This is a genomic window from Alteromonas sp. AWJ4_197, assembly GCF_056160285.1.
This window is the reverse complement of sequence record NZ_JBSWWW010000005.1, coordinates 46600-68768: the sequence shown is the minus strand read 5'-3', so window position 1 is coordinate 68768 and position 22169 is coordinate 46600. Positions and strand designations below refer to the sequence as shown.

Sequence of the window (22169 nt, the reverse complement as noted above, 5' to 3'; positions counted from 1 at the left end):
ATTCCTCAACATGACTCAGCAACGCATTACAGTCATTCGCGGCGACGGCATTGGTCCGGACATCATTGATGCCACTATTAAAATTCTGGACAAGGTGGGATGTAACTTCGCTTATGACTATGCTGATGCAGGTCTGGTAGCGCTGGAAAATCATGGCGAACTGCTACCACAAGAAACCCTCGACCTTATCGCCAAAAACAAAGTGGCACTGAAAGGCCCGCTGACGACGCCGGTTGGTGAAGGTTTTACATCAATCAACGTAAGCCTGCGTAAGCAGTTTTCTTTATATGCTAACGTACGTCCGGTGTTATCTTTCAAGGGTACCAAAGCCCGCTATGAAGATATCGACATCATTACTGTACGTGAAAACACCCAGGGTATGTACTCAGGTCTTGGCCAGGTGGTCTCTGAAGACGGCCAGGAAGCTGAAGCGATGAGTAAAATCACCCGCCAGGGTGCAGAGCAAATCGTAACGTTTGCCTATGAACTTGCCCGCCGTGAAGGACGCAAGAAAGTCACTGCAGTGCATAAGGCTAACATCCTGAAGTCTACATCCGGCTTATTCCTGAAAGTGGCCCGTGAAGTGGGTGAGCGTTATCCGGACATCGAATCAACAGAAATGATTGTTGATAATACCTGTATGCAACTGGTTATGAACCCTCACCAGTTTGATGTCATTGTTACGACCAACCTGTTCGGTGACATTTTGTCTGATCTGTGCGCCGGTCTGGTAGGCGGTCTGGGTATGGCTCCGGGAGCAAACATCGGTAAAGACTGCGCCATCTTTGAAGCGGTACATGGTTCTGCACCGGATATCGCTGGTAAAAACCTGGCAAACCCGACATCAGTGATCCTTGCTGCAATCCAGATGCTTGAATATCTCAACATGGGTGACAAAGCAGAAAAAATCCGCAGTGCACTGAAAGAAGTTATCGAAACCGGTGACCGTACAACCCGTGATCTGGGTGGCCAGGCCGGAACGACTGAGTTTACCGACGCGGTACTGGAACGTCTCTGATAGCGAACGGCTGAATGAACTTTGTAGAAAGCGGACATCATGTCCGCTTTTTTATTGTCCTGACCTTTACCTGTACAAAAACTGGCCTCTCATTTTATCTTCTTTGGATTTAAGCTTTTTATGTACACCGGTACACACAAATCACTTAATTCAACACAAGGAAGATACAATGAACAAATCCAGACTGGCACTGGCCGCTTTATTTGCAACACTCTTTTTGAGTCAAAGTGGCGCTACTCTTGCCAATACTATTGAAACAGATGTCACTGAAGCAGCCGGAATTACTCTGCCCGATGCATTAGACTTAAACACTGTTACGGCAGAAGAATTGACTGCCTTACCTGGCATCGGACTGAGTAAAGCGGAAGCCATCATTGCTTACCGCAATGAAAAGGGCTATTTCCATGAAGTGGACCAACTCACCGAAGTAAGAGGTATAGGTGAAAAATTGCTGGCAAAAGTACGGGACCGCGTAAAAGTAGTTCAACATTGATCACCGCACATAAAAAAGCCCGCAACACGCGGGCTCCATTATTATTCTCGTTGCGGCATTAACCATTCAGTGAAGCAATGTACTGCTTGAACTCTTCACCCAGGTCAGGGTGACGAAGAGCATATTCAACATTTGCTTTCATATAACCAAGTTTACTACCACAATCATGGCTCTTGCCCTTCATGTAATACGCATCAACCTGCTCAATTTTCATCAGTGAATCAATGGCGTCAGTTAACTGAACTTCACCACCGGCACCTGGAGGCGTGAACTCCAGCAGATCCCAGATTTTCTCGGACAGCACATAACGACCGACTACTGCAAGATCTGAAGGTGCTTCTTCCAGTTCTGGTTTTTCTACCATTTTGTGGATTTTCGCAGATTCACCCGGCTTAATGTCTACGCCTTCCAGATCTGCAATACCAAATTTAGAAATATCTTCTTTTGGCACCTGCTCCACCATAACCTGACTAACACGGCTGGTATTAAATTTAGCAACCATGTCTGCCAGGTTATCTTTCTTCGGATTACTCGCAACATCGTCAATAATTACGTCAGGCAGAACAACCGCGAACGGCGCATCACCTACCAGCGGATGCGCACACAGAATTGCGTGACCCAGACCTGCAGCATGGCCCTGACGGACGTGCATGATGGTTACGTCTTTTGGACAGATTGACTGTACCGCTTCGAGTAACTGACGTTTAACACGTTTTTCCAGTGTCGCTTCAAGCTCGAAGGACGTATCGAAATGGTTTTCAATGCTGTTTTTACTCGCGTGAGTAACCAGGATAATTTCTTTCACACCAGCAGCAACACATTCGTTCACTACATATTGGATAAGCGGCTTATCAACAACTGGCAGCATCTCTTTCGGGATGGCCTTGGTTGCCGGCAACATACGTGTTCCCAAACCAGCTACCGGAATAACCGCTTTCTTTACTTGACTCATATTCGTGTCCTTTTACTGAAAATCCTCAACCGATGATGTAGTAATGCAATCCGTATTCCGCTCTACAACATGGTTCACAACTTAAGCTGCCGTCAGTGATTAACACCAGCTTTAAATATCATTTTACATAAGCAGGATGCGTTACCCATGCTTCTACGATAAACGAGTTAATATGGCTCAATCAACTTGCATTTACTACAACCAATACAAAATAGCAGCCGCTTACGCACAGCTTCGGTGCATACGCACTAAAATAGACACAAACGCACTTCATTAGAACAATTTCTTCATGTCGTCTATGTATTAAAATCGCGACAGTTTACTCAACCACCGTGACGGATTGATGACGAAACATGAATCCTATTTCAAAGGTCCTTTTTTTCCTTTGAGTCCGTCGACCAATCCCTTCGCAAAATACCGGCCCCGCTGCTTTCCGTTATCGAAAACCCAGCGGTTAATGAACCACCTTAACGGAATGGCCGGAATGTTTCTCAGCTTCCAGTAAAGCGGCACGTAGCTTCTGCGACTTAATATAAGCACATTACGTACCTGATAATATAATCTGACCGGTGCACCACGTTTAAAGGTAATTCCGAGGACCTTATGTCTGCCGTCACCCTGCTTATGTACCATGGTCACGTCCGTTAACTTAACCACAGAGAATCCTTTGTGTCTGGCTCTCCAGCACCATTCATGGTCTACACCGTCAATGAACAATGACTCTTCCTTGTGACCAATGGTTTCCAGCTCAGAAAGGCTGAGCATCATCCCTGAGGCAATTATTTGTTTAACACTGGCAAGGCCGTCCCGCACATCTACTGCCTGCTGCACTTTTGGCTTTACCGGCTGATTATAAAATTCACAGATAATTTGCGGGCCCACCGCCGCTACCTTGCCGAAATGTGCTTGCGCTTCAACAAATCCGGCGCACAATCCCTCCATCAGCGCTGGCGTAACAGCACTGTCCTGATCGAATAAAACAGCATGGCTGAACTGTTGCCCGGCGAGATGAGACAAACCGCGATTCTGAGCAGCGGCAATCCCGATATTTTGGGGATAATGGAGATAAACCACTTCCTGCGGCAATGCCAGCTTCAATTCATGGGGAGAATTATCGACCAGTACCACCTGATAACCTGAATCAATCAGCGTTTCTAACATCCGGCTAAGATGCGAAGTATCAGGATGAAACAGGATTATAACAACCCCGGTTTTCATGACTTCTCGCCTCTCTCCAACATCTTCCGGTCCAGTTTATACGCCAGTTTAACCAGCTTTGAAGGCATCATCCGCATAAGCAGTACGCAACTGGCATAAAACAGATTCCAGGGCGTCATCCGCTTTAAGGCGCGCATAGCGTAGAGCCTTGCACGAAATTCGTTGACCGACTTGGAAAAGCCCCGGCGTTTATAGAAATTATTTACCCGGCGGAATTCCAGTAAACGCTCACTGAGATTTCTGAATACGAAACCTTCCTGTGCCAGCTGGATCCACAGAAAATAGTCCTGAGTATTCATCAGTTCAGCATCATAGCGAAAGCCCTTCCGGAATATTTCATATCTGAAAGCGACCGTAGGATGATTTATGGAACAGCGGCGGGGTAAGACTTTAACGATTTGCTTGTGGGATGCCGGCATAATTCTCGCCCCTACGACCACACCACTTTCATTGATTTCAGTTAGTGCTGTACCAAGGATCCCCACATTCTGATGATTGCTGAGGTATGTCACCTGTTTTTCGATACGATCCGGCAATGAAATATCATCGGCATCCATTCTGAAAAAGAAATCAAAGTTCAACGCCATGCCCCACTCTATAGCAAAGTTCATACTGGCCGCCAGACCAATATTAGAGCTGTTCTCTGCGAGAAAAATACGTTCATCACCGGCCGCGGTATGCGTCAGAAAATCACTGATATTGCTGTCGACAGGACCGTCTTTGATGATAAGGAAAATAAACGTTGAGTAGGATTGACCGGTAATGCTGCTGACAGCTTGCTTCAACCAGTTCAACTGGTCTTTATGATACACCGCCATTGCCACCAGAGACCCGGTACCGGCAGGAATTTTACCCTGATGAATTATCGTTGTTTTTGCTTTTGACAAGGCAGCCGCCAGTAACACATCACTATTTTAACTGGCAGCAAACATACCAAAATTATTCCCTGTCGTCTGCACTATTTATGGGCAGTTGACGGTTTTAAGGTTTTGTTTTCAATGATCGTTTAACGTGACGGATCAATTTCCAGATGTTTTGAATGATATAGCTGTAAACCATCAGCAAGCCGAGGAACGACCAGAACATTACATACTCAGGCACCATCAGGATTTCTCCCAGAATACCCACACCGGCGTAACACAAACCCAGGAACAAAATCGCAGCCAGCGCTTGTCTGCTGGAGAGCCCTGCGCGCATAAAGATATTGTGCAAATGCTTGCGGTCAGGGCGCAACATTGACTGCCCTTTGCGTGCACGGCGGTACATGATAGCTGCCATGTCCATCAGCGGAAGACCAATCAACCACACAGCGGTAATAGGTCTGAAAGCGGCGGCCTCGCCCTGCGTGTGGTCCACCAGCAACCACACAATAGTGAGCCCGACAAACATACTGCCGGCATCACCCATAAAAATTTTATTGCCTTTGAATCCTTTCCAGCTCAGATTGAAAGCCAGAAACGGCACGATAGCAGCGACAATAATCAGCGGCTCCATGATAGCCGCACCGTTACCTGTTCCCAGCAGAATACCGACAACAGTCAACAGAACAATCAAACTCATGCCACCGGCGAGCCCGTCAATACCATCAATCATGTTGAAAGCGTTAATTACACCCACAACGCAGACGATGGTAAAGAAGTAACCGGCAATCCCCAGATACGCTTCACCGAAGCCGAAAATGTTACCCAGGGAAGTAATATAATTCTGTGCACTCCATGCCATGATGGCAGCAACACCAAACTGACAAAGGAGACGGCCTTTGGCACTTAACTGGAAGCGGTCGTCCAGCATGCCAAGCAAGACAATAAACGCTGATGCAGTGAAAAACAGAGGATTGTTTTTCATCCACACATCAGTCGCAACACTCGCCACCAGCACAGCCATGAAAATGGCAACACCACCAGTCAAAGGCACCATGCCTGCGTGACGTTTACGGTAAGTCGGATGATCAACCAGGCCAAACTGATGAGCCAGTGGTGTCATCACAATCAATAAAATCAGGGCGACAAAAAATGCCGTGAACAACGGTACAATTTGAAGATAATCAAACATACAAAGTACTAATCCCTAACCATAGGTCTGACTTGCCGGTAGATGTGAAATGTGTGTGAGCGGTGTTGATAGCGATATTCCATTTTGTCTAAAACTTCCTGATGCCGGGCAGCATTTTGATCAGCAAACACCAACATGCCAATATAATAATAGACTAAAGACAAAAAGACTACCTCCTGAAATTACAACAGAGAAATTTTCTTTCAAATCTTTAAATCTGCTTTACCTGTTCTGACACACATCTGACATTCCACCGCCTTACAAAGCATACTGCGAACTTTTTTAGCTTCACAGACTCACACAGACGTCATTTTTTAGTTTTAACGTTACACGGGGAAACCGTCTTATGCAGATACGAAACATCTGCAGGCACTCCTGAGTAACAACACCATTTTAAATGTCATGAGCTGTTAAGCAATTATCAAGCCATCACTTTAATTGGTTACTAAACATGACAAATTACAGATTTAGCGCAGATGCATAAAGGGCAGACTGCAAAAGCCGGTGAATGTGGTATGCTATCCGGCCAGATTAGACAAGGAATTATTAAGACATGAGTATTATCAGAAGTTTAAGTGCTGGTCTGATAGGTCTTACCGTACTGTTGAGCGGATGTTCTTCAGCCCCTACGCAGGTGAATGCGAATATTCCGCTGGTTTCAGGCGATTCAATGCGACTAGCTGACAGCCAGGTATATCCGGTACCACAAGGCAATTTGGCGCCGGGTGAGATGTTGCAGATTGGCAACGAACAGTATCAGATCCATAACCGCTATATTTCAGCATCAGGATTAACCTGTATGTCATTGCGGGATCTGACCAATCCGGCAAACCGTCGTGCAATTTGCGAACGGGACGGGCAATGGCAAATGCTTGCTCCACTTCTTACTCAAATCTCAGCTAAATAATCATGGCAGAACCTATGTCAGTAATCCGTACACTTTCCACCTTGGGTAAGGTGGTATTGGCCTGTGCCTGTTTTTCTTCTCTTGCAACAGCACAATCTCTGGCCGATCTTCAGCAATTACGTGAACAGGCCCAACAGCAAAACTCGGGCAATTCCGCTACCACTGGAACCGGGAACACCCAGACTCAAGCCGTGTCGCCGATGAATGTGCAGACTTCCCGTACTTTGCCGGGCGCACGCAGCAGCATGTCAACGTCTACCGGCCAGTACAATAAAGAACCCCGCTCCGGTGTGTCTCTGCCCGGCGAACCAACAGTAGAAGATGTATTCCCATACAGCGAACCGCTTGTCAGCCCGCCATTCGCTGCCAACCTCTTCATCGGCGGTTTTGAATCTGAACGCAGCTCAGGCCTTAATGAAAACTATCTGATTGCGCCCGGTGATAAGATTTCAATCTGGATGTGGGGTGCCGTCAACTTCTCCGATGTGGTAACTGTTGATAACCAGGGAAATATTTTTATTCCTAACATTGGTCCTGTGCATGTTGCAGACACGCCAGCCGGTTCGGTGAATGCACTGGTCACTAACAGTATTAAAAGAATCTATACCAACGACGTTAACACCTACGTGAATCTGCTCACGTCTACGCCAGTAGCGGTTTATCTTACCGGCCCCGTTATCCGCCCCGGCCAGTATGCTGGCCTGGCATCAGACAGCGTGCTTTATTATTTAAAGCGTGCCGGCGGTATTGATTTCAACCGTGGCAGCTTCCGTAAAATCGATATCCGCCGTGAAGGAAAAGTAATTGCCACGGCAGACCTTTATGAATTTATCCGTGAAGGCACCCTGCCCGGCGTTTCTTTTAAAGACGGTGATACCATTGTTGTTCATCCGGTAGGTGACAGAGTTACTGTCGCCGACGGTGCTAATAACAGCTATACCTTTGAATTCAAAAAAGACGAGTTGATGGGTGAGACTTTGCTTGACTATGCCAGACCACGGGATTTTATCAGCCATGTTTCCGTTGCCGGCCTCAGAAGCGATCAGCAGTTTGCCCAGTACGTTTCGCTAAATGAATTCAACAATGTTGTTTTGCAGTCCGGTGATGAGGTCAATTTCATTAATGACCACGTCGCGAAGGTTTACCAGATAAACATTGAAGGTGGTCACACTGGTCCTTCCAAAATCATGGTTGACCGGGGTACCCGTTTGCAGGATGTCCTGGATTACATTCATGTTGACCCGTCACTCGCCAGTGCGTCAGATGTTTATCTGCGTCGCGAAAGCGTGGCACAAAGTCAACGGGAGCTCATAGAACAGTCGCTGCAGCGCCTGGAGCGCAGCATCTATACAGCACCAATCAGTTCTACCGGAGAAGGTTCTATCCGTGTTCAGGAAGCGCAACTGGTCAGCGACTTCATTGAGCGGGCCAGACAAGTAGAGCCACAGGGTAAAGTCATTGTGGCTGAAAACGGTGAAGTGGCCAATGTACTGCTGGAGCCAAATGATACCATTGTCATCCCTGAAGCCACTGATCTCATTCATGTGGGCGGCGAAGTAATGATGCCTCAGGCTATTGTCTTCAATAAAGATGCGACCACCGCTGATTATGTTGCATGGGCCGGCGGGTTTACCCAGCGCGCTGACGACGAGCGCATCCTTATCATCAGACAGAACGGTATCGTAGAGTTCGACAGTATTCACAGCAGTTTGTGGTCTGAAGGCGAAGGTAAGCTCACTATCCGTCCCGGTGATCAGGTTGTGGTATTGCCGTCAATTGATGTGAAGTCTTTGCAGACCATCAAAGATATCACACAAATCATTTATCAGATTGCTGTGGCGGCCAACGTAGCTACCAACTGATGGATATTACCTTTAAATCACAGGTTGCAGCATGGCGAAGAGTGATCTTCGCCCTGTTTCTCCGTGAGCTGCAAAGTAAGTTCAATGATAAACTGGGACTTGGCTGGGCCTTTATTGAACCCTTCGTGTTCATTTTTGCCATGTCCTATCTCCGCAGCTTTATCAGCGGCAGCGATGTTCATTCCGTACCGTTATTTGTATTTATGATGATGGGCCTGATGGGCGTACAAACATTCATGACCTGCACGTCTGTGGTACCTGAATCAATCGGTAAAGCAAAACCCCTCTATGCATTCAGGCAGGTACAGCCTATGGCTGCGCTTATCACATCAGCATTTATGGAATTTGTGATAAAAGTTGGTGTGGTTTGCCTTGTTGTATGCGCTGTATATCTGCTGGATATTGATTTTGACGTGGACAACCCTCTGCTGTTAATTGCACTTTTCGCATTACTGTGGATTTTTTGCTTTTCCATCAGCCTGGTATTCGGTGTCCTCATCGCCTTCATACCTGAAATGAAAAAAATTAAAAATATGCTTAACCGGCCTATCTTTTTCATTTCCTGTACCTTTTTCAGTCTGCAGGATCTGTCACCTGAGGTATGGCCCTGGTTGACCTGGAACCCACTGGTTCACTTTATTGAACTCGCCAGATACGCCTGCTATGAAACCTATGGTGATACCGGAGTGTCTTTGCAGTTTGCTGTTGAAGTTACCGCCATCACTCTGTTTGCCGGATTAGCGCTCTATCACACAACCTGGAAGAAGGTGTTGTCACGGTGATTAGAATAGAAAATCTGACTAAGAGCTACCCGAGCAAACTCGGGCCGCAATACATTTTTAAAAATTTAAACTTTGAATTCCCCACCGACCATAGTGTGGCCATATTGGGTAAAAACGGTGCCGGTAAATCCACATTGTTCCGTATGCTGGCCAAAAGCGAATATCCGGACAAGGGCAGGATCCTGACAAATAAATCCATGTCCTGGCCGGTTGCACTGGCCACCGGTATTCATCCGCAAATGACCGGCAGGGAAAATACGCGATTTATTGGCCGTATCAACCAGGTGAAGTCGCTGCCTCAGTATGAAAAACAAGTGCAGGAATTCGCCGAGATTGGTGGCCGGTTTGATTTACCGGTTAAGACGTATTCCTCAGGTATGCGTGCCAAGCTGGTTTTTGCCTGCTGTATTAATATTGATTTTGATATTTATCTCATTGACGAAGCAACTTCTGTAGGCGACCCCACATTTCGCCGCAAGGCCCGTAATGCCCTGAAAGAGAAAAATCTGACAGCAGGTATGATCATGGTCAGTCACGAACTGGACCAGATCAGGGAATTTTGTACTTCAGCCATTCTTATTGAAGACGGTAAGCTGAATTATTTCAGCGACCTGGAAGAAGGCATCAGTGCCTACATGGCAGAATAAATTTAGGTTAAGTGATATTAAGATTATGAAAGCGAAAGCAACCCTCAACAAACTGAAAAAGAACAAGCTGGTTTTCATTCTTGCGCCCTGGCTGTTATATGCGTTCTACCTGATTGTGTGGGCAGCACCGCAATATGAAAGTACAAGTAAGCTCATTATTAAATCCACAGACGGCGGTAGTTCCTTTGACCCCACCAGTCTACTTGGCGCGTCAATCAGCGGCGTAGCGTCGACAAACGACAGCCAAATCATCGAAAGTTATATTAAATCTCAGGATATGATGCGTTATCTGGAGAAAACGTTGTCCTTAAGCAGCCATTACGGTGCAGACCATGCGGACATGTTCAGCCGTTTGCCGGAAGACCACAGCCAGACACAATTTTATGAGTATTACCTGCAACAAATTTCAGTGGAAGTAGATTCAGCATCTTCTGTTATCACCCTGAATGTAAAAGCTTATACCCCGGAATTTGCACAGCAGGTCAACAGCACCATTGTGGATAAGGCCGAGCAATTTCTGAACGACATTAATAACAATCTGGCCAAATCTAAAATGGAATTCGCTAAGGGCGAACATCAGGTGGTAGAAGATAAACTGCAAACAGCAAAGCGTGACATCCTCGCCTTCCAGTCTAAGTACAACGTGCTTGACCCTACCGCCGAAGGTGCCGCTTCCCAGCAAATTGCGTTCTCTTTACAGGCCACGCTGGCACAAAAGAAGGCAGAGCTGAATACCATGGAGACGATGATGTCACCCAGTGCCCCTGAGGTACAAAACATCAAACGTCAGATTGGAGCCCTGCAACAACAAATTAATATTCAAAAGGAAGGCTTCAGCAACCAGGTAACCGGTGAATCGCTGTCTGTAACAGAACAGATGGCAAAGTACTCTGACCTGCAAATTCAGATGCAACTGGCTATTCAGGCCTTTTCGTCCTCGCTGGTGTCACTGGAAAATGCCAGGGTCGAGGCCTATCAGAAGTTACAATATTTGGTCACCATCGAGTCACCCACCCTGCCGGATGACAATGCTTATCCTAAAATAGTCTATAACCTGGTGCTTTTTGGTGTCATTTTACTCATCCTGTATGGCACAGCACGTATTATCATTGCGACTATCAAAGAGTTGTAAACAGCTAAAAGGGCTACACCTGCCTTACAGGGTAGTCCTTTTAAAGACTAAGCGTTTTACCCTGTAATTCTCTTGTGTATAGTGGAGTCAGGCATTAATTCACCTGACTGAGTCCGCAAGGAAACAGAACCGCCGTTATCTCAGGCAATGAATTACAAAACCAATAACAATCATTACAAAACGGAACGACATTGTGACAATAAAAACATCTAACGATTCCAGTTTCTTTGGCCATCCGGGGGGCCTGCAGACACTGTTCTTCACTGAAATGTGGGAGCGCATGAGTTACTACGGTATGCGCGCCCTGCTTGTTATTTTCATGACTCTCACCATCCAGCAGGAAGGTTTAGGGTTCGACAAAGAAACCGCCTATGCCATTTATGGCTTGTATACCGGTGCAGTTTATTTCATGGGCCTTTCCGGCGGCTGGCTGGCAGACCGTCTGTTCGGTGGCCAGAATGCAGTGTGGTACGGCGGTATTATTATTATGTGCGGCCATATCGTGCTGGCCATCCCCACCACCTCTACCTTCTTTATTGGCTTAATCCTGGTTGTGCTTGGCACAGGTTTGTTGAAACCCAACATCAGTGCAATGGTCGGTCAGCTTTATTCTGAACATGATGCCCGCCGCGACAGTGGTTACACCCTGTATTACATGGGTATCAATATCGGGTCAATTATCGGTAACCTGGTGTGTGGCTGGTTAGCCGTTAACCAGGGTTATCACTGGGCATTTGGTGCTGCTGCAGTGGGCATGGGTATTGGTCTTGTTCAATACAAAATGACTCAGCATAAACTGCCTTCAGAATCAGCGAGTCCTACAGTGAACATGACACCAGCCGGTGTGAAGAAAAGCTGGACCGGCATTATTTTATTCCTCGTCACACTGTCCATCGTCACTTATGCCATGAGCATGGGTTATCTGGTCATTGATGTTGCAGAAGTCGCAGAATCGGTAGCCTATCTGTTTACTGCTATTTTCCTGCTGTATTTTGGTTTCATCTATTTCTTCGGCGATTTAAGTGAAAATGAAAAGAAGCGGATGCTTGCATTGTTCTTAATCTGCGTAGCCTCTTCCTGCTTCTTTGCCGGCTTCGAACAGGCAGGTTCTTCACTGAACGTGTTTGCTAACGAAGATACTGACCGCATGTGGGGCGACTTTGAAATTCCTTTCGCCTGGTTCCAGTCACTCAATTCGTTGTTCATTATTGTACTGTCACCTTTCTTTGCCGCCCTGTGGATCCAGTTAGGTAAACGAATGATGGATCCTTCCTACGGTATCAAGTGTGCCCTGGGTACCCTTATCATGGGCAGCGGTTTCATCGTAATGTTTTTTGCAGCCATGTATGCAGCGGGCGATCAGAAAGTGGCGCCTTACTGGTTAGTTGCTACCTACTTCCTGCACACTGTGGGTGAACTGTGTTTAAGCCCCGTAGCATTAAGTGCGGTAAGTAAATTATCCCCCCGCCGCTTCTCAGGACAGCTGATGGGTCTGTTCGTACTGACTTACTCTATCGGTAGTGTGATTGCTGGTGTAATGGCCGGTGCGTTTGGTACAGAGTCAGATAATGTGTCGGCACTGTTCAGCAATATCGCCATGTTTGCCGGCGTCATCGGTGTACTGGTTCTGGTATTCTCGCTGAAAACCCGTAGCTGGGAGAAGCTGCCACAGGAAGATTAAACACCTTCCACCAAAGGCGGGTTGATCCCGCTACCGATTAATCTATTATAAACCGCTGTAACGTTATTCCTGGTTCAGCGGTTTTTTCTTTTCAGGATCATCAAGCAGTAATGGCAATTTATTTTTCTACCAGACAAATTCCGGGCCTGTCCGCTCTTCCCCTTGCTCAGCGTATGACTGTGATGGACAGTGCCGCAAAATGTCTCACTGTTCCCGAAAAAACTCTGCTCAATATTTTAAAACTACTGGTTATCGTACCGGTGTTTGCATTGATTATACGGACAACGACGAACTGGCACTCATTGCTGTGGGCATTGCTGGTATTTTTGTTGTATCCGTTAGTCGTGAAACCTATTCAATATTCACTGTGCGCCAAGTATGTGCCACAAATATTATCTAAGGAGAGACAATGAAAACCATCCTGGTAACAGGCGGTGCAGGATATATCGGCAGCCACACTGTGCTTCAGCTGCTGGAACAGGAGTATCATGTTGTCGTACTCGATAACCTGGTTAATTCCAGTGCCGAATCCCTTCGTCGTGTTGAAAAAATCACTGGCAAAAACGTGACATTCGTACAGGGTGACATCCGCGATGACAATGTACTGAATACCATTTTCAGCCAGCATCAGGTCAATGCAGTGATCCACTTTGCCGGTCTGAAGGCGGTTGGTGAATCTGTACAGAAGCCTTTGGAATACTATGAAAACAACATGTACGGCACGCTGAGCCTGTGTAAGGCAATGCGTAAGCACAATGTCATGAATCTGGTTTTCTCCTCTTCAGCCACCGTTTACGGCGATCCTGTATCGTTACCATTGCATGAGAAAATGGCAACAGGTCATCCGACTAACCCTTACGGCATGTCAAAACTCATGGTGGAACACATGCTGACAGATTTGTACAAGTCAGATGAACAATGGAATATCGTATTGTTGCGTTACTTCAATCCGGTGGGTGCACATAAGTCAGGCCTGATTGGTGAGGATCCTAATGGTATTCCGAACAACCTGATGCCATACATCTCTCAGGTAGCTACAGGTAAACTGGAACAACTGAGCGTATTCGGTGATGACTACGATACAGAAGATGGTACAGGCGTAAGAGACTACATTCACGTTGAAGACCTTGCCAATGGGCACCTGAAAGCACTTGACCGTCTGGCGCTAAATATGGGACTGGATGTGTACAATCTGGGAACCGGACAGGGCTATTCCGTGCTGGAGATGATTAAAGCATTCGAAGAAGCATCAGGGCAAACTGTTAACTACCGGATAGCTCCCAGACGCAGCGGTGATGTTGCAGCCTGTTATGCCGACCCTACACTGGCGGCAAAAGAGCTTAACTGGCATGCTGAAAAAAACCTGCAGGACATGTGTAAAGATGTGTGGCACTGGCAGTCAAATAACCCGAAAGGTTACCAGGACTGATTATGAGCCGCCGGCACACTGAAATGTGTGCCGGAATAAGTAACCGAAGTGCGGAGAAACTTTCTCCGCATACTTTTCATTACAGCAGCAATCTGAATGACGGTTAGTTCTGCTCTTCTGGCAAATCGAGATCATCAAGCATAGATTCAAATTCTTCGAAATCGTCCAACTCTTCCTGCTTAATCACCTTTTCGCCACTTTTTCCGTCAGTCACACGAAATTCCAGATTCTGGAAATAGGCGTTTTTAATGAAGGCATAGTCATCAATCGCCTGCTCAAGCTGCGGCTCCTGATCGATCAGCCCTGCTCGGCCTTCCAGAATAGAGACAGCGAAACGGGCCACATTCATACTACCGGTAAGCACAGTCATCGGATAATACACATTATCCGCTACATCACCGGCCAGTGAGCGCGGATCGCTTGGCCCCAGTGCAGGAAACATGAGGTAAGGACCTGTTCCCACGCCCCAGTAGCCGAGTACTTCTCCAAAATTCTCACGCTGACGTTTGATACCCATCGCGTCGGCCACATCAAACGCACCGAACAATCCTACGGTAGAGTTGATGATAAATCTGGCCAGGCTATCCAGCCCTTCATCAATTTTTCCCTGGAAAAAGTTATTGACCATATTGCCGGGCTCATCCAGGTTATTGGTAGCATTCACAAGCCCGGTCCGGGCAAATTGCGGCATGACCGTCACATAACCAATTGTTACCGGGCGCAATATGTATTGATCAAGTACTTCCCAGTTGAAATTCCAGGCCACACGGTTCAGTGGCTCCAGCGGATCCCTCGGGTCACCTTCCGGTAACTCATTGGTGGCCTGTGCCTGCTCATCCACCGCACGCTGACTGGCGCAACCTGACATTAACGTTATGCCCAGCAAAATGCAGGCGAAGAGTGATTTAGACATATTGATCACTGCAATTCCTTGTTGATTTGTATCGGGAGCGGGAGCACTTCGCCCGGTGACACCGGTACCGTAAGTACTCCACTGAGGTCTCCGGCAGCGGGCATAACATCATCACCGGTCGATATTCTTGCGGTAAGCTTAACCTGCTGCAGAGATGCCAAAGTGAACGTTGGCACCATGGCATTATCCGTACTTAGAGACAAAGATACAGGAAAATTTTGTAACTGCATTTTAACTACTGCCGCCGGCATACGGTTTTCACTCTGTGCATCCTGCGCATAAACAATCAGATAACCATCGTCAGGGAGTTTATCTTTTATTTCATCAGCAATAGTTACCGTAATATCAAACCCGGTTTTAGCAGTCATTTGCTCTGCTGCAACAGGCACAGCTTGTTGCTGTTTTTTAAGACCGGCAATACGTTCTTCCAGCGCCAGGCGGGTTTCATGTTGCGGCGGCAGTTTATTGCGGATAAGCGCAAAGTACCGTTCGGTGCCGGCCAGATCACCCAGCCTTGCCGATACCACAGCCATCATCAAAGACAAGTTGTCATTCTCAGGGTTTTCTTCTGTCAGACTCTGCAAAACCCGCCGGGCAGCGGCCAGCTTTCCGGCGTCATCAGATACCATCAATGCCTGTGCATAGGTAATCCTGATAGTCATGTCACCGGGTTTGAGTGACATAGCCCGCTGAATGGATTGTAAGGCCTGTTCATCTTCTCCCACAGACATCCACAACCGGCCCAGAAACATCCATCCGGTAGCATCTTCGGGTTCGCTGCGTAGCCGCTGACGGATAGCATAGGTCAGGCTGGCAATATCCTGCGCGGTGAAGTTACCGGCATCACCGGATGCCAGCTTGTCACTCAATTCCGGTAATGACTCAATCGCTGCCTCAGCCTGTCTGACCTGTTGCAGATGGTTGACCGACCCGTAAACAATGGTGCCCGTTGCTATGGCCAGCACTGCACCGGTCAGCAAAGGCAGAAATGCAGACTGTTTCTTCACCGTCGCTTCAGAACCGGCCTCATCCACCATAGCCAGCTTCAGTTCATCACTGGCTTTTTGCCTGTCAGCTTCGGAAATGAGACCTTCAGAGACCTCTCTTTCCAGTTCAGTCAGCCGCTGACGGACAATTTCAATATTCGACAATACATCCCGCTGACGTACTTCACGACGACGTAACCAGGGGAAGGCAATGAGCAACAGAACCAGTGTGATAAGTCCTGAGGTAATCAGCCCGAATTCAATCCAGCTCATTCTTTATCCTGCTTTAACATAGCTTCTGCGCGCTTTAATTTCTCTTCCGTGTCCACCGGCATACTCTGCCCTGACTTACGGGTGACGAAGAATAGCACCACTGCAATAAACAGCACGGGTAGAGCCCATAACCAGAATGTGGCAATGTTCACCGGCGGCTTGTAGTAAACAAAGTCACCGTAGCGTTCTTTCATGTAGCTGATGATTTCATCTTCCGACTTGCCCTGCTGCATCAGAGAATACACTTTCCTGCGCATATCATGGGCGATCATGGCGTCAGAATCGGCAATATTCTGGTTCTGACACATGGGACAACGCAGTTCTCCGGTCAGCTTGAGAAAAAGTGCCCGCCGGGCCGGATCGTCAAAAGCATAGTTATCTTCTACCGCTATCGCGGTCACAGACAGTAAAGAAACCAGTAAAAGCAAAGCTATCCGTATGCTATTCATCGGGCTCCTCCGGCTTGCTGCGCTTCCTGCTCAATCAGGAGCTTACGGTACAAGGGCCCGACTTTGGTTTCCCAGACTCTGGGATTGATATCACCGATGTGATGCATTCTGACAATACCGCGGCTGTCTATCAGGAAGTGCTCCGGAGCACCGGTCACACCTAAATCCAGCGAGGTGTCACGGTAAACATCAAAGATATTGTACTGATACGGATTGCCGTAGCGGCTTAGCATTGACGTGACTTCCTGCTGCACCCGGCTCAGTGTTTTCGTGCCGAAGTCAGGGTCCAGATCCTGATCAAAATACAAACCGACAAAGTTGACCTGCTGCTCATTACGTAGTTCCGTGAGATAAGGCATTTCAACGGCACAGGTAACACACCATACGCCCCACACGTTCAGAATCGTGACCTTGCCTTTAAAAACGTCGGGAGTGTAAACAACATCAGGCTGCATCAGATCGGGCAACGAGAAGTCCGGCACCACCTTATCCTGCACTTGTGAGTCCAGTGCTCTGGGATCGGAAAACAGTCCCTGAAAAAGAAACACCACCAGAGCCAGAAAAATCACCAGCGGAATAACAAATAAACCTGTTTTTTTCATCCCTGCTCTCCTGCCATAGGGGATGTTGAAGCACGAAAGATTTTTTTCACTTTTGCCAGCCTCGCCATCCGGTAGCGGCGGTCTGAAACAGAGCAGATCCCACCCAGCGCCATAATAACTGCTCCGGCCCAGATCCATGTGACAAAGGGTTTAATGTACACCCGCACCGCCCAGGCACCGTCATCAAGAGGTTCGCCCATAGCAATGAAAAGGTCACGGAAGACGGTGGAGTGAATGCCCGCTTCCGTCATCGGCATTCTCTGCACGGTATACATGCGTTTTTCCGGTTCCAGGTGGACCAGTTTTTCACCATCAACATACACATCAAAAACGCCGATATCAGCGGTATAATTAGGGCCCTGAAACGGTTTCACTTCACTGAATTTGAACGTGTAACCGCCGAGTTCTGCGGTCTCTCCGGGGGCCATACGGATATCACGCTCCAGCGCGTAATTTGACACAAGGGTGATACCAATAATCGTGACAGCAAAACCAAGGTGCCCAAGAACCATGCCCCAGTGGCTGGGTGTGAGCTTTCGTAATTTCCGCCACAAGCTGTCCTGCGGCATTGCATCAGTGCGCTGCATGACTTCCAGCACCGAGGTCACCAGGATCCACGCAGCCAGTACCAGGCCGAGAGCAGCCATATAGGTGGGAGAGTCGTAGGTAAAATTAATCAGTAACCCGGCGCTGATACTCAGCCCGGCGGCAATGGAAATTTGCTTTTGCAATGCACCCGGCGCCTGGTGCCTCCATCTTGCCAGCGGGCCGAGGCCAAGAAAGAACACGAAAGGTACTATCAGCACTGTAAACATCTGATTAAAGAACGGTGCACCGATGGATATAGAACCCAGGCCAAGCTCTTTATGAACCAGAGGCAGCAGCGTGCCCAGAAGCACCACCAGTGTTGCTGCACACAAAAATACATTGTTCCCCATCAGCAGGACTTCACGGGAAAACAGGCCATAACGGCCTGGTGATTTCAGCTGTGATGCTCTCAGCGCATATAGCAATAAACCGGTTCCGGACAGCACTACCAGAATACCGAGTATAAAAAGTCCTCTTGACGGGTCACTGGCAAAGGAGTGTACAGATACAATGACGCCGGAGCGCACCAGGAAAGTGCCTAGCAGGCTTAATGAAAACGCTGCGATGGCTAACAGAACAGTCCAGGATTTAAACACCTTACGCTTTTCTGTCACAGCCAGAGAATGCATCAGCGCCGTACCAACCAGCCATGGCATGAAGGACGCATTCTCAACAGGATCCCAGAACCACCATCCGCCCCAGCCGAGCTCATAATAGGCCCACCAGCTTCCCAGCGCGATCCCCACGGTGAGGAACGACCATGCGGCAATCACCCAGGGGCGTGACCAACGTGCCCAGGTTGAATCCAGCTGACCGGAAATCAGTGCCGAAATAGCAAAGGCAAAGGAAACAGAGAAACCCACGTATCCCATATACAGCATGGGGGGATGGATAATCATGCCGAAATCCTGCAAAAGAGGATTTAAGTCCCGCCCGTCCACGGGAAAGAAAGGCAACATGCTGTCAAAAGGGTTTGAAGTGAGCAGCATAAACAGGTAGAAACCGATCCCCACAGCGCCCAACACTGACAAAACACGGGATAGCATTTCATCCGGAATGCCTTTGCTAAATATTGCTACAGCCATGGTCCAGACAGATAACATCAGTACCCACAGCAGGAACGAACCTTCATGTCCGCCCCACACGGCTGTCACTTTGTAATAGTCCGGCAGTCTGCTGTTAGAATGTTGCGCTACGTAAGCGACACTGAAATCATCGGTGACGAAGGCCCACACCAGCGCAACAAACGCCAGCAATGTAAACAGGAACATGCCTGAGGCCAGCGGCTTGGCGGTGCCCATCAAAAAAGTATGCTTTGTCTGTGCGCCCCACAGCGGATACACAGCCAGTAAAATCGCGCATACCAGTGCCAGTGTCAGTGAAATATTACCCAGTTCAGGGATCATTGTCCGGCTCCGGTATTTGCCGGCTTCACGTGTTTAATACCTTTCATCTGTTCAGCCAGTTCCGGCGGCATATAATCTTCGTCGTGTTTTGCCAGCACTTCCTGCGCTTCAATGACACGGTCTGACACCAGTGTACCGGTAGCCACAATCCCCTGCCCTTCGCGGAAAAGGTCCGGCAGAATGCCTTTGAAACGCACCGTTACTGCGGGCCCTGTATCGACAAGGTCGAAGGATACCGCGAGACTTTCTTTGTCACGGTTGACAGTGCCGGGCACAACCATTCCGCCTATTTTCAGTCGCTGGCCAACCTGTGGCTTCACGCCTTCACGGCCATCGACGATTTGAGATGGCGTATAGAACAAATCGATGCTGTCGGTCAGTGCGAACAGCATCAGGCCCACAGCACCGGTAACCAGCGCGCCAACCAGAGTAACAACTAATAACCTTTGTTTTCTGCGCGGATTCATACTAAAAGCTCCTGTCAGAATTAGGGGAAGAGGCCTGAGCGGCTTGCGCAGCCTTACGGATGCGCACTTTACGTTTTTGCTCAGCAGCAATCTGGCGGATGAGTTGCTTATGCGCCAGCCAGCTTTGACAAATAATGCCGGTCATCACCAGCGCGGCAATGCCAAAGGACAGCCAGACATAAAATCCGTAACCACCCATAGTCCAAAATTCTGCCCAACTGTTAAATTGCATCAGATGTCTCTCGCAAACCGGTGATATCCTGCACCCAGGGCCGGTGCATTTCCCGCCGCAGAATTTCAGTTTTCATACGCATGGTCGTAACAGCGGCGATAAACAGCGCAAAGCCTGCAAGATTAATCAGCAGTGGCCACAACATTTCCGGTGCAATAGACGGCTTGTCGAATTTGGTGATGGTGGAACCCTGATGCAATGTATTCCACCATTCTACTGAATAGTGGATCACCGGGATGTTCACAACACCCACCAGCGCCATAACACCCGCCGCTTTGCCCGCCTGCTGCTTATCTTCAAACGCGGTATACAAGGCAATGACGCCAAAATACAAAAACAGCAGAATAAGTTCTGATGTGAGCCGTGCATCCCACACCCACCATGCGCCCCACATAGGTTTCCCCCATGCCGCACCGGTAAGCAAAGCAATGAATGTCATTGCAGCGCCCACAGGCGCCATGGCAATCATGGCCATGTAAGCAGTCCGCCATTGCCAGACCATTCCCACCAGCGCAGCTACGGCCATGGCAACATAGGTACTCATTGACAACATGGCAGATGGCACATGGATGTAGATAATTCTGAAGGAATCACCTTGCTGATAATCCTGAGGCGCAAATAAAAGCCCCCATACTGTACCGCACAACAAGCTGATTACTGCAGCCACTGAAAACCAGGGGAGCAGCGTATTACAAAGCTGGTAAGCCCGCTCAGGCTTTGCGTAGGGATGTAACCACTTCCACATCAGTTCTGACTCACTTTTAAAGAGTAGGCAATGGCAGCCGGAGCTAATGCCATTGCCAGCAACAACATCGCGCCAATAATAGCAATTTGCGCCCTGTAGGGTAATTGTAGCGCAGCTGCATCCACTGCCGAGGTAGCAAATATCAATAATGGAATGAAAACCGGGATCAAAAGCAGCGCCAGGAGTACCCCACCACGCTGAAGCCCTACTGTTAGTCCCATGCCGATTGCACCCACAAGTGACAAAAGCGGTGTTCCTAACACCAGGGTGAGTACCAGCGCTATGTACATGTCAACAGTGAGATTGAGAAACAGCGCAAGCAGAGGTGACAACAGCAAAAGCGGAATGAAAGTCACCAGCCAGTGGCAAAATACCTTCAGGGCGACGACGGCATAGTAGGGCTGTCCGGATAATTGTAACTGTTCCAGTGAACCATCTGCGAAATCGTCCCGGAATAACCGCTCCATCCCGAGCAATGAGGACAATATTGCGGCTATCCAGATAACGCCCGGTCCTATCCGTTGCAGGGTTTCAGGGCCGGGTCCTATTCCCAGCGGAAACAATGTCACTACCATTAATAAGAACATAAGCGGCTGTACCAGCTCTGCCTTCTGACGAAATGCCAGTGCCAGGTCCCGTTTGAAAACCCCCTGATACAGGCCGCTCAAAACCGGTACTCCAAATCAAATGCCTGATACCCGCCCGCGCGATGGCTCAGTGTCTGGTGCGAGGTAGTCAACACAGCACCGCCATTGCTTACATGTTCACACATTTTATCTTCCAGTTGGGCTACGCCACCAGTATCCAGTGCGGTGAAAGGTTCATCGAGGATCCACACGTCAGCCTGCTTCAACCATAACCTTGCCAGAGCGGCACGGCGAAGTTGCCCTGCAGACAGTGTGCGGCAGGGTACATCTTCCATACCCACCAGCCCCACCAGAGCCAGCACGTCATAAAGATTGTCTTCGTTAAAGCTGACTTTATGCTGCGCACACCAGAATTGAAGGTTTTCCAAAGGCGACAAAGTGCCATTTATGCCGGCTTTGTGTCCTATATAGATGAGGCTGGCGAACCAGTCTTCGCCCAATGGTTTCCCCTGCCATAGAAGGGAACCGCTTTGAGGCTGACTTAGTCCACTGAGGATACGCAACAAACTGGTTTTACCGGCTCCGTTAGGCCCACGCAAATAAATCAGCTGCCCTGGCAGGAGCTGAAAAGACAGATCTTCGAACAGTACTCTGTCCCGTTTAATGCACGTTAGTTTGCTGGCAACCAGTCCCGACAAACCGCTATCCTCTTTAACATATCTTTGTATATTCCGGTCTGGCATTCTAG

Annotated in this window: 24 protein-coding genes; 10 read left to right on the top strand and 14 right to left on the bottom strand. The window is 48.3% G+C overall.

The features are described from left to right. The first annotated feature begins 10 nt into the window (after positions 1–10). Both ACXAGC_RS11965 and ACXAGC_RS11960 read left to right on the top strand, forming a co-directional pair. Positions 11–1018 (top strand): isocitrate dehydrogenase, encoded by a 1008-nt coding sequence (locus ACXAGC_RS11965; protein WP_119500469.1) that lies wholly within the window; start codon positions 11–13, stop codon positions 1016–1018. 169 nt (positions 1019–1187) lie between these two features. Beyond that, positions 1188–1511 carry a ComEA family DNA-binding protein gene (locus ACXAGC_RS11960; RefSeq protein WP_119500468.1) on the top strand — a complete coding sequence of 108 codons (324 nt, stop codon included), beginning with the start codon at positions 1188–1190 and terminating at the stop codon, positions 1509–1511. 58 nt (positions 1512–1569) lie between these two features. Here the strand turns inward: ACXAGC_RS11960 and galU are convergent, their stop codons facing one another. The 4 genes from galU to wecA all read right to left on the bottom strand — a co-directional run bounded on the left by galU (position 1570) and on the right by wecA (position 5733). Next, positions 1570–2463, bottom strand: a complete 894-nt coding sequence (gene galU / locus ACXAGC_RS11955; protein ID WP_119500467.1) for a UTP--glucose-1-phosphate uridylyltransferase GalU — start codon at positions 2461–2463, stop codon at positions 1570–1572. 360 nt (positions 2464–2823) lie between these two features. Beyond that, positions 2824–3681 carry a glycosyltransferase family 2 protein gene (locus ACXAGC_RS11950; RefSeq protein ID WP_474844591.1) on the bottom strand — a complete coding sequence of 286 codons (858 nt, stop codon included), beginning with the start codon at positions 3679–3681 and terminating at the stop codon, positions 2824–2826. Then, positions 3678–4568, bottom strand: a complete 891-nt coding sequence (locus ACXAGC_RS11945) for a glycosyltransferase (protein WP_474844590.1) — start codon at positions 4566–4568, stop codon at positions 3678–3680. Before ACXAGC_RS11945 ends, ACXAGC_RS11950 begins: the two co-directional genes overlap by 4 nt. A gap of 94 nt (positions 4569–4662) precedes the next feature. Beyond that, positions 4663–5733: a UDP-N-acetylglucosamine--undecaprenyl-phosphate N-acetylglucosaminephosphotransferase gene (wecA, locus tag ACXAGC_RS11940; RefSeq protein ID WP_119500465.1), complete on the bottom strand. Its 1071-nt coding sequence runs from the start codon at positions 5731–5733 to the stop codon at positions 4663–4665. 553 nt (positions 5734–6286) lie between these two features. On the opposite strand from wecA, the gene ACXAGC_RS11935 reads away from it, so the two are divergent. The 8 genes from ACXAGC_RS11935 (at position 6287) to galE (ending at position 14173) form a co-directional block, all read left to right on the top strand. After that, the gene (locus ACXAGC_RS11935) at positions 6287–6640 is read left to right on the top strand and encodes a hypothetical protein (RefSeq protein ID WP_474844589.1); all 354 of its coding nucleotides are present in this window, start codon (positions 6287–6289) and stop codon (positions 6638–6640) included. A gap of 14 nt (positions 6641–6654) precedes the next feature. Next, positions 6655–8502, top strand: a complete 1848-nt coding sequence (locus ACXAGC_RS11930) for a polysaccharide biosynthesis/export family protein (protein WP_474844588.1) — start codon at positions 6655–6657, stop codon at positions 8500–8502. Then, positions 8502–9284, top strand: a complete 783-nt coding sequence (locus ACXAGC_RS11925; RefSeq protein WP_119500462.1) for an ABC transporter permease — start codon at positions 8502–8504, stop codon at positions 9282–9284. Before ACXAGC_RS11930 ends, ACXAGC_RS11925 begins: the two co-directional genes overlap by 1 nt. Beyond that, positions 9281–9931 (top strand): ABC transporter ATP-binding protein, encoded by a 651-nt coding sequence (locus tag ACXAGC_RS11920; RefSeq protein WP_119500461.1) that lies wholly within the window; start codon positions 9281–9283, stop codon positions 9929–9931. The genes ACXAGC_RS11925 and ACXAGC_RS11920 overlap by 4 nt, the downstream gene beginning before the upstream one ends. Before the next feature lie 25 nt (positions 9932–9956). Beyond that, positions 9957–11063: a KpsE/RkpR family capsule polysaccharide export protein gene (locus ACXAGC_RS11915; protein ID WP_474844587.1), complete on the top strand. Its 1107-nt coding sequence runs from the start codon at positions 9957–9959 to the stop codon at positions 11061–11063. A 199-nt stretch (positions 11064–11262) separates the two neighbouring features. Beyond that, a complete protein-coding gene (locus tag ACXAGC_RS11910; protein WP_474844842.1) occupies positions 11263–12744 on the top strand; it encodes a peptide MFS transporter in 1482 nt (493 codons plus the stop codon). A gap of 110 nt (positions 12745–12854) precedes the next feature. Next, a complete protein-coding gene (locus ACXAGC_RS11905; protein ID WP_303574457.1) occupies positions 12855–13157 on the top strand; it encodes a DUF6170 family protein in 303 nt (100 codons plus the stop codon). Continuing rightward, a complete protein-coding gene (galE, locus tag ACXAGC_RS11900) occupies positions 13154–14173 on the top strand; it encodes a UDP-glucose 4-epimerase GalE (RefSeq protein WP_474844586.1) in 1020 nt (339 codons plus the stop codon). The genes ACXAGC_RS11905 and galE overlap by 4 nt, the downstream gene beginning before the upstream one ends. Before the next feature lie 103 nt (positions 14174–14276). On the opposite strand, the gene ACXAGC_RS11895 is transcribed toward galE, so the two are convergent. The 10 genes from ACXAGC_RS11895 to ccmA are packed head-to-tail and all read right to left on the bottom strand — an operon-like array spanning position 14277 to position 22164. Then, positions 14277–15086, bottom strand: coding sequence for an MlaA family lipoprotein (locus tag ACXAGC_RS11895; protein ID WP_474844585.1), 810 nt, complete (start codon positions 15084–15086; stop codon positions 14277–14279). Between the two features lie 5 nt (positions 15087–15091). Further along, a complete protein-coding gene (gene ccmI / locus ACXAGC_RS11890; protein WP_474844584.1) occupies positions 15092–16345 on the bottom strand; it encodes a c-type cytochrome biogenesis protein CcmI in 1254 nt (417 codons plus the stop codon). Continuing rightward, positions 16342–16794: a cytochrome c-type biogenesis protein gene (locus tag ACXAGC_RS11885; RefSeq protein WP_474844583.1), complete on the bottom strand. Its 453-nt coding sequence runs from the start codon at positions 16792–16794 to the stop codon at positions 16342–16344. Before ACXAGC_RS11885 ends, ccmI begins: the two co-directional genes overlap by 4 nt. Beyond that, entirely contained in the window at positions 16791–17396 is a 606-nt protein-coding gene (locus ACXAGC_RS11880) for a redoxin family protein (RefSeq protein WP_474844582.1), read from the bottom strand. The genes ACXAGC_RS11885 and ACXAGC_RS11880 overlap by 4 nt, the downstream gene beginning before the upstream one ends. Then, positions 17393–19390, bottom strand: a complete 1998-nt coding sequence (locus ACXAGC_RS11875) for a heme lyase CcmF/NrfE family subunit (protein ID WP_474844581.1) — start codon at positions 19388–19390, stop codon at positions 17393–17395. Before ACXAGC_RS11875 ends, ACXAGC_RS11880 begins: the two co-directional genes overlap by 4 nt. Further along, positions 19387–19857: a cytochrome c maturation protein CcmE gene (gene ccmE, locus ACXAGC_RS11870; RefSeq protein WP_474844580.1), complete on the bottom strand. Its 471-nt coding sequence runs from the start codon at positions 19855–19857 to the stop codon at positions 19387–19389. Before ccmE ends, ACXAGC_RS11875 begins: the two co-directional genes overlap by 4 nt. A gap of 1 nt (position 19858) precedes the next feature. Then, complete coding sequence (gene ccmD / locus ACXAGC_RS11865) at positions 19859–20089, bottom strand: heme exporter protein CcmD (protein ID WP_474844579.1); 231 nt, start codon at positions 20087–20089, stop codon at positions 19859–19861. Further along, positions 20079–20834 carry a heme ABC transporter permease gene (locus ACXAGC_RS11860; RefSeq protein ID WP_474844578.1) on the bottom strand — a complete coding sequence of 252 codons (756 nt, stop codon included), beginning with the start codon at positions 20832–20834 and terminating at the stop codon, positions 20079–20081. Before ACXAGC_RS11860 ends, ccmD begins: the two co-directional genes overlap by 11 nt. Beyond that, positions 20834–21502 (bottom strand): heme exporter protein CcmB, encoded by a 669-nt coding sequence (gene ccmB, locus ACXAGC_RS11855; protein WP_474844577.1) that lies wholly within the window; start codon positions 21500–21502, stop codon positions 20834–20836. Before ccmB ends, ACXAGC_RS11860 begins: the two co-directional genes overlap by 1 nt. After that, on the bottom strand, positions 21499–22164 hold the full coding sequence (gene ccmA, locus ACXAGC_RS11850; RefSeq protein WP_474844576.1) for a cytochrome c biogenesis heme-transporting ATPase CcmA: 666 nt from the start codon (positions 22162–22164) through the stop codon (positions 21499–21501). The genes ccmB and ccmA overlap by 4 nt, the downstream gene beginning before the upstream one ends. Positions 22165–22169: the final 5 nt, after the last annotated feature.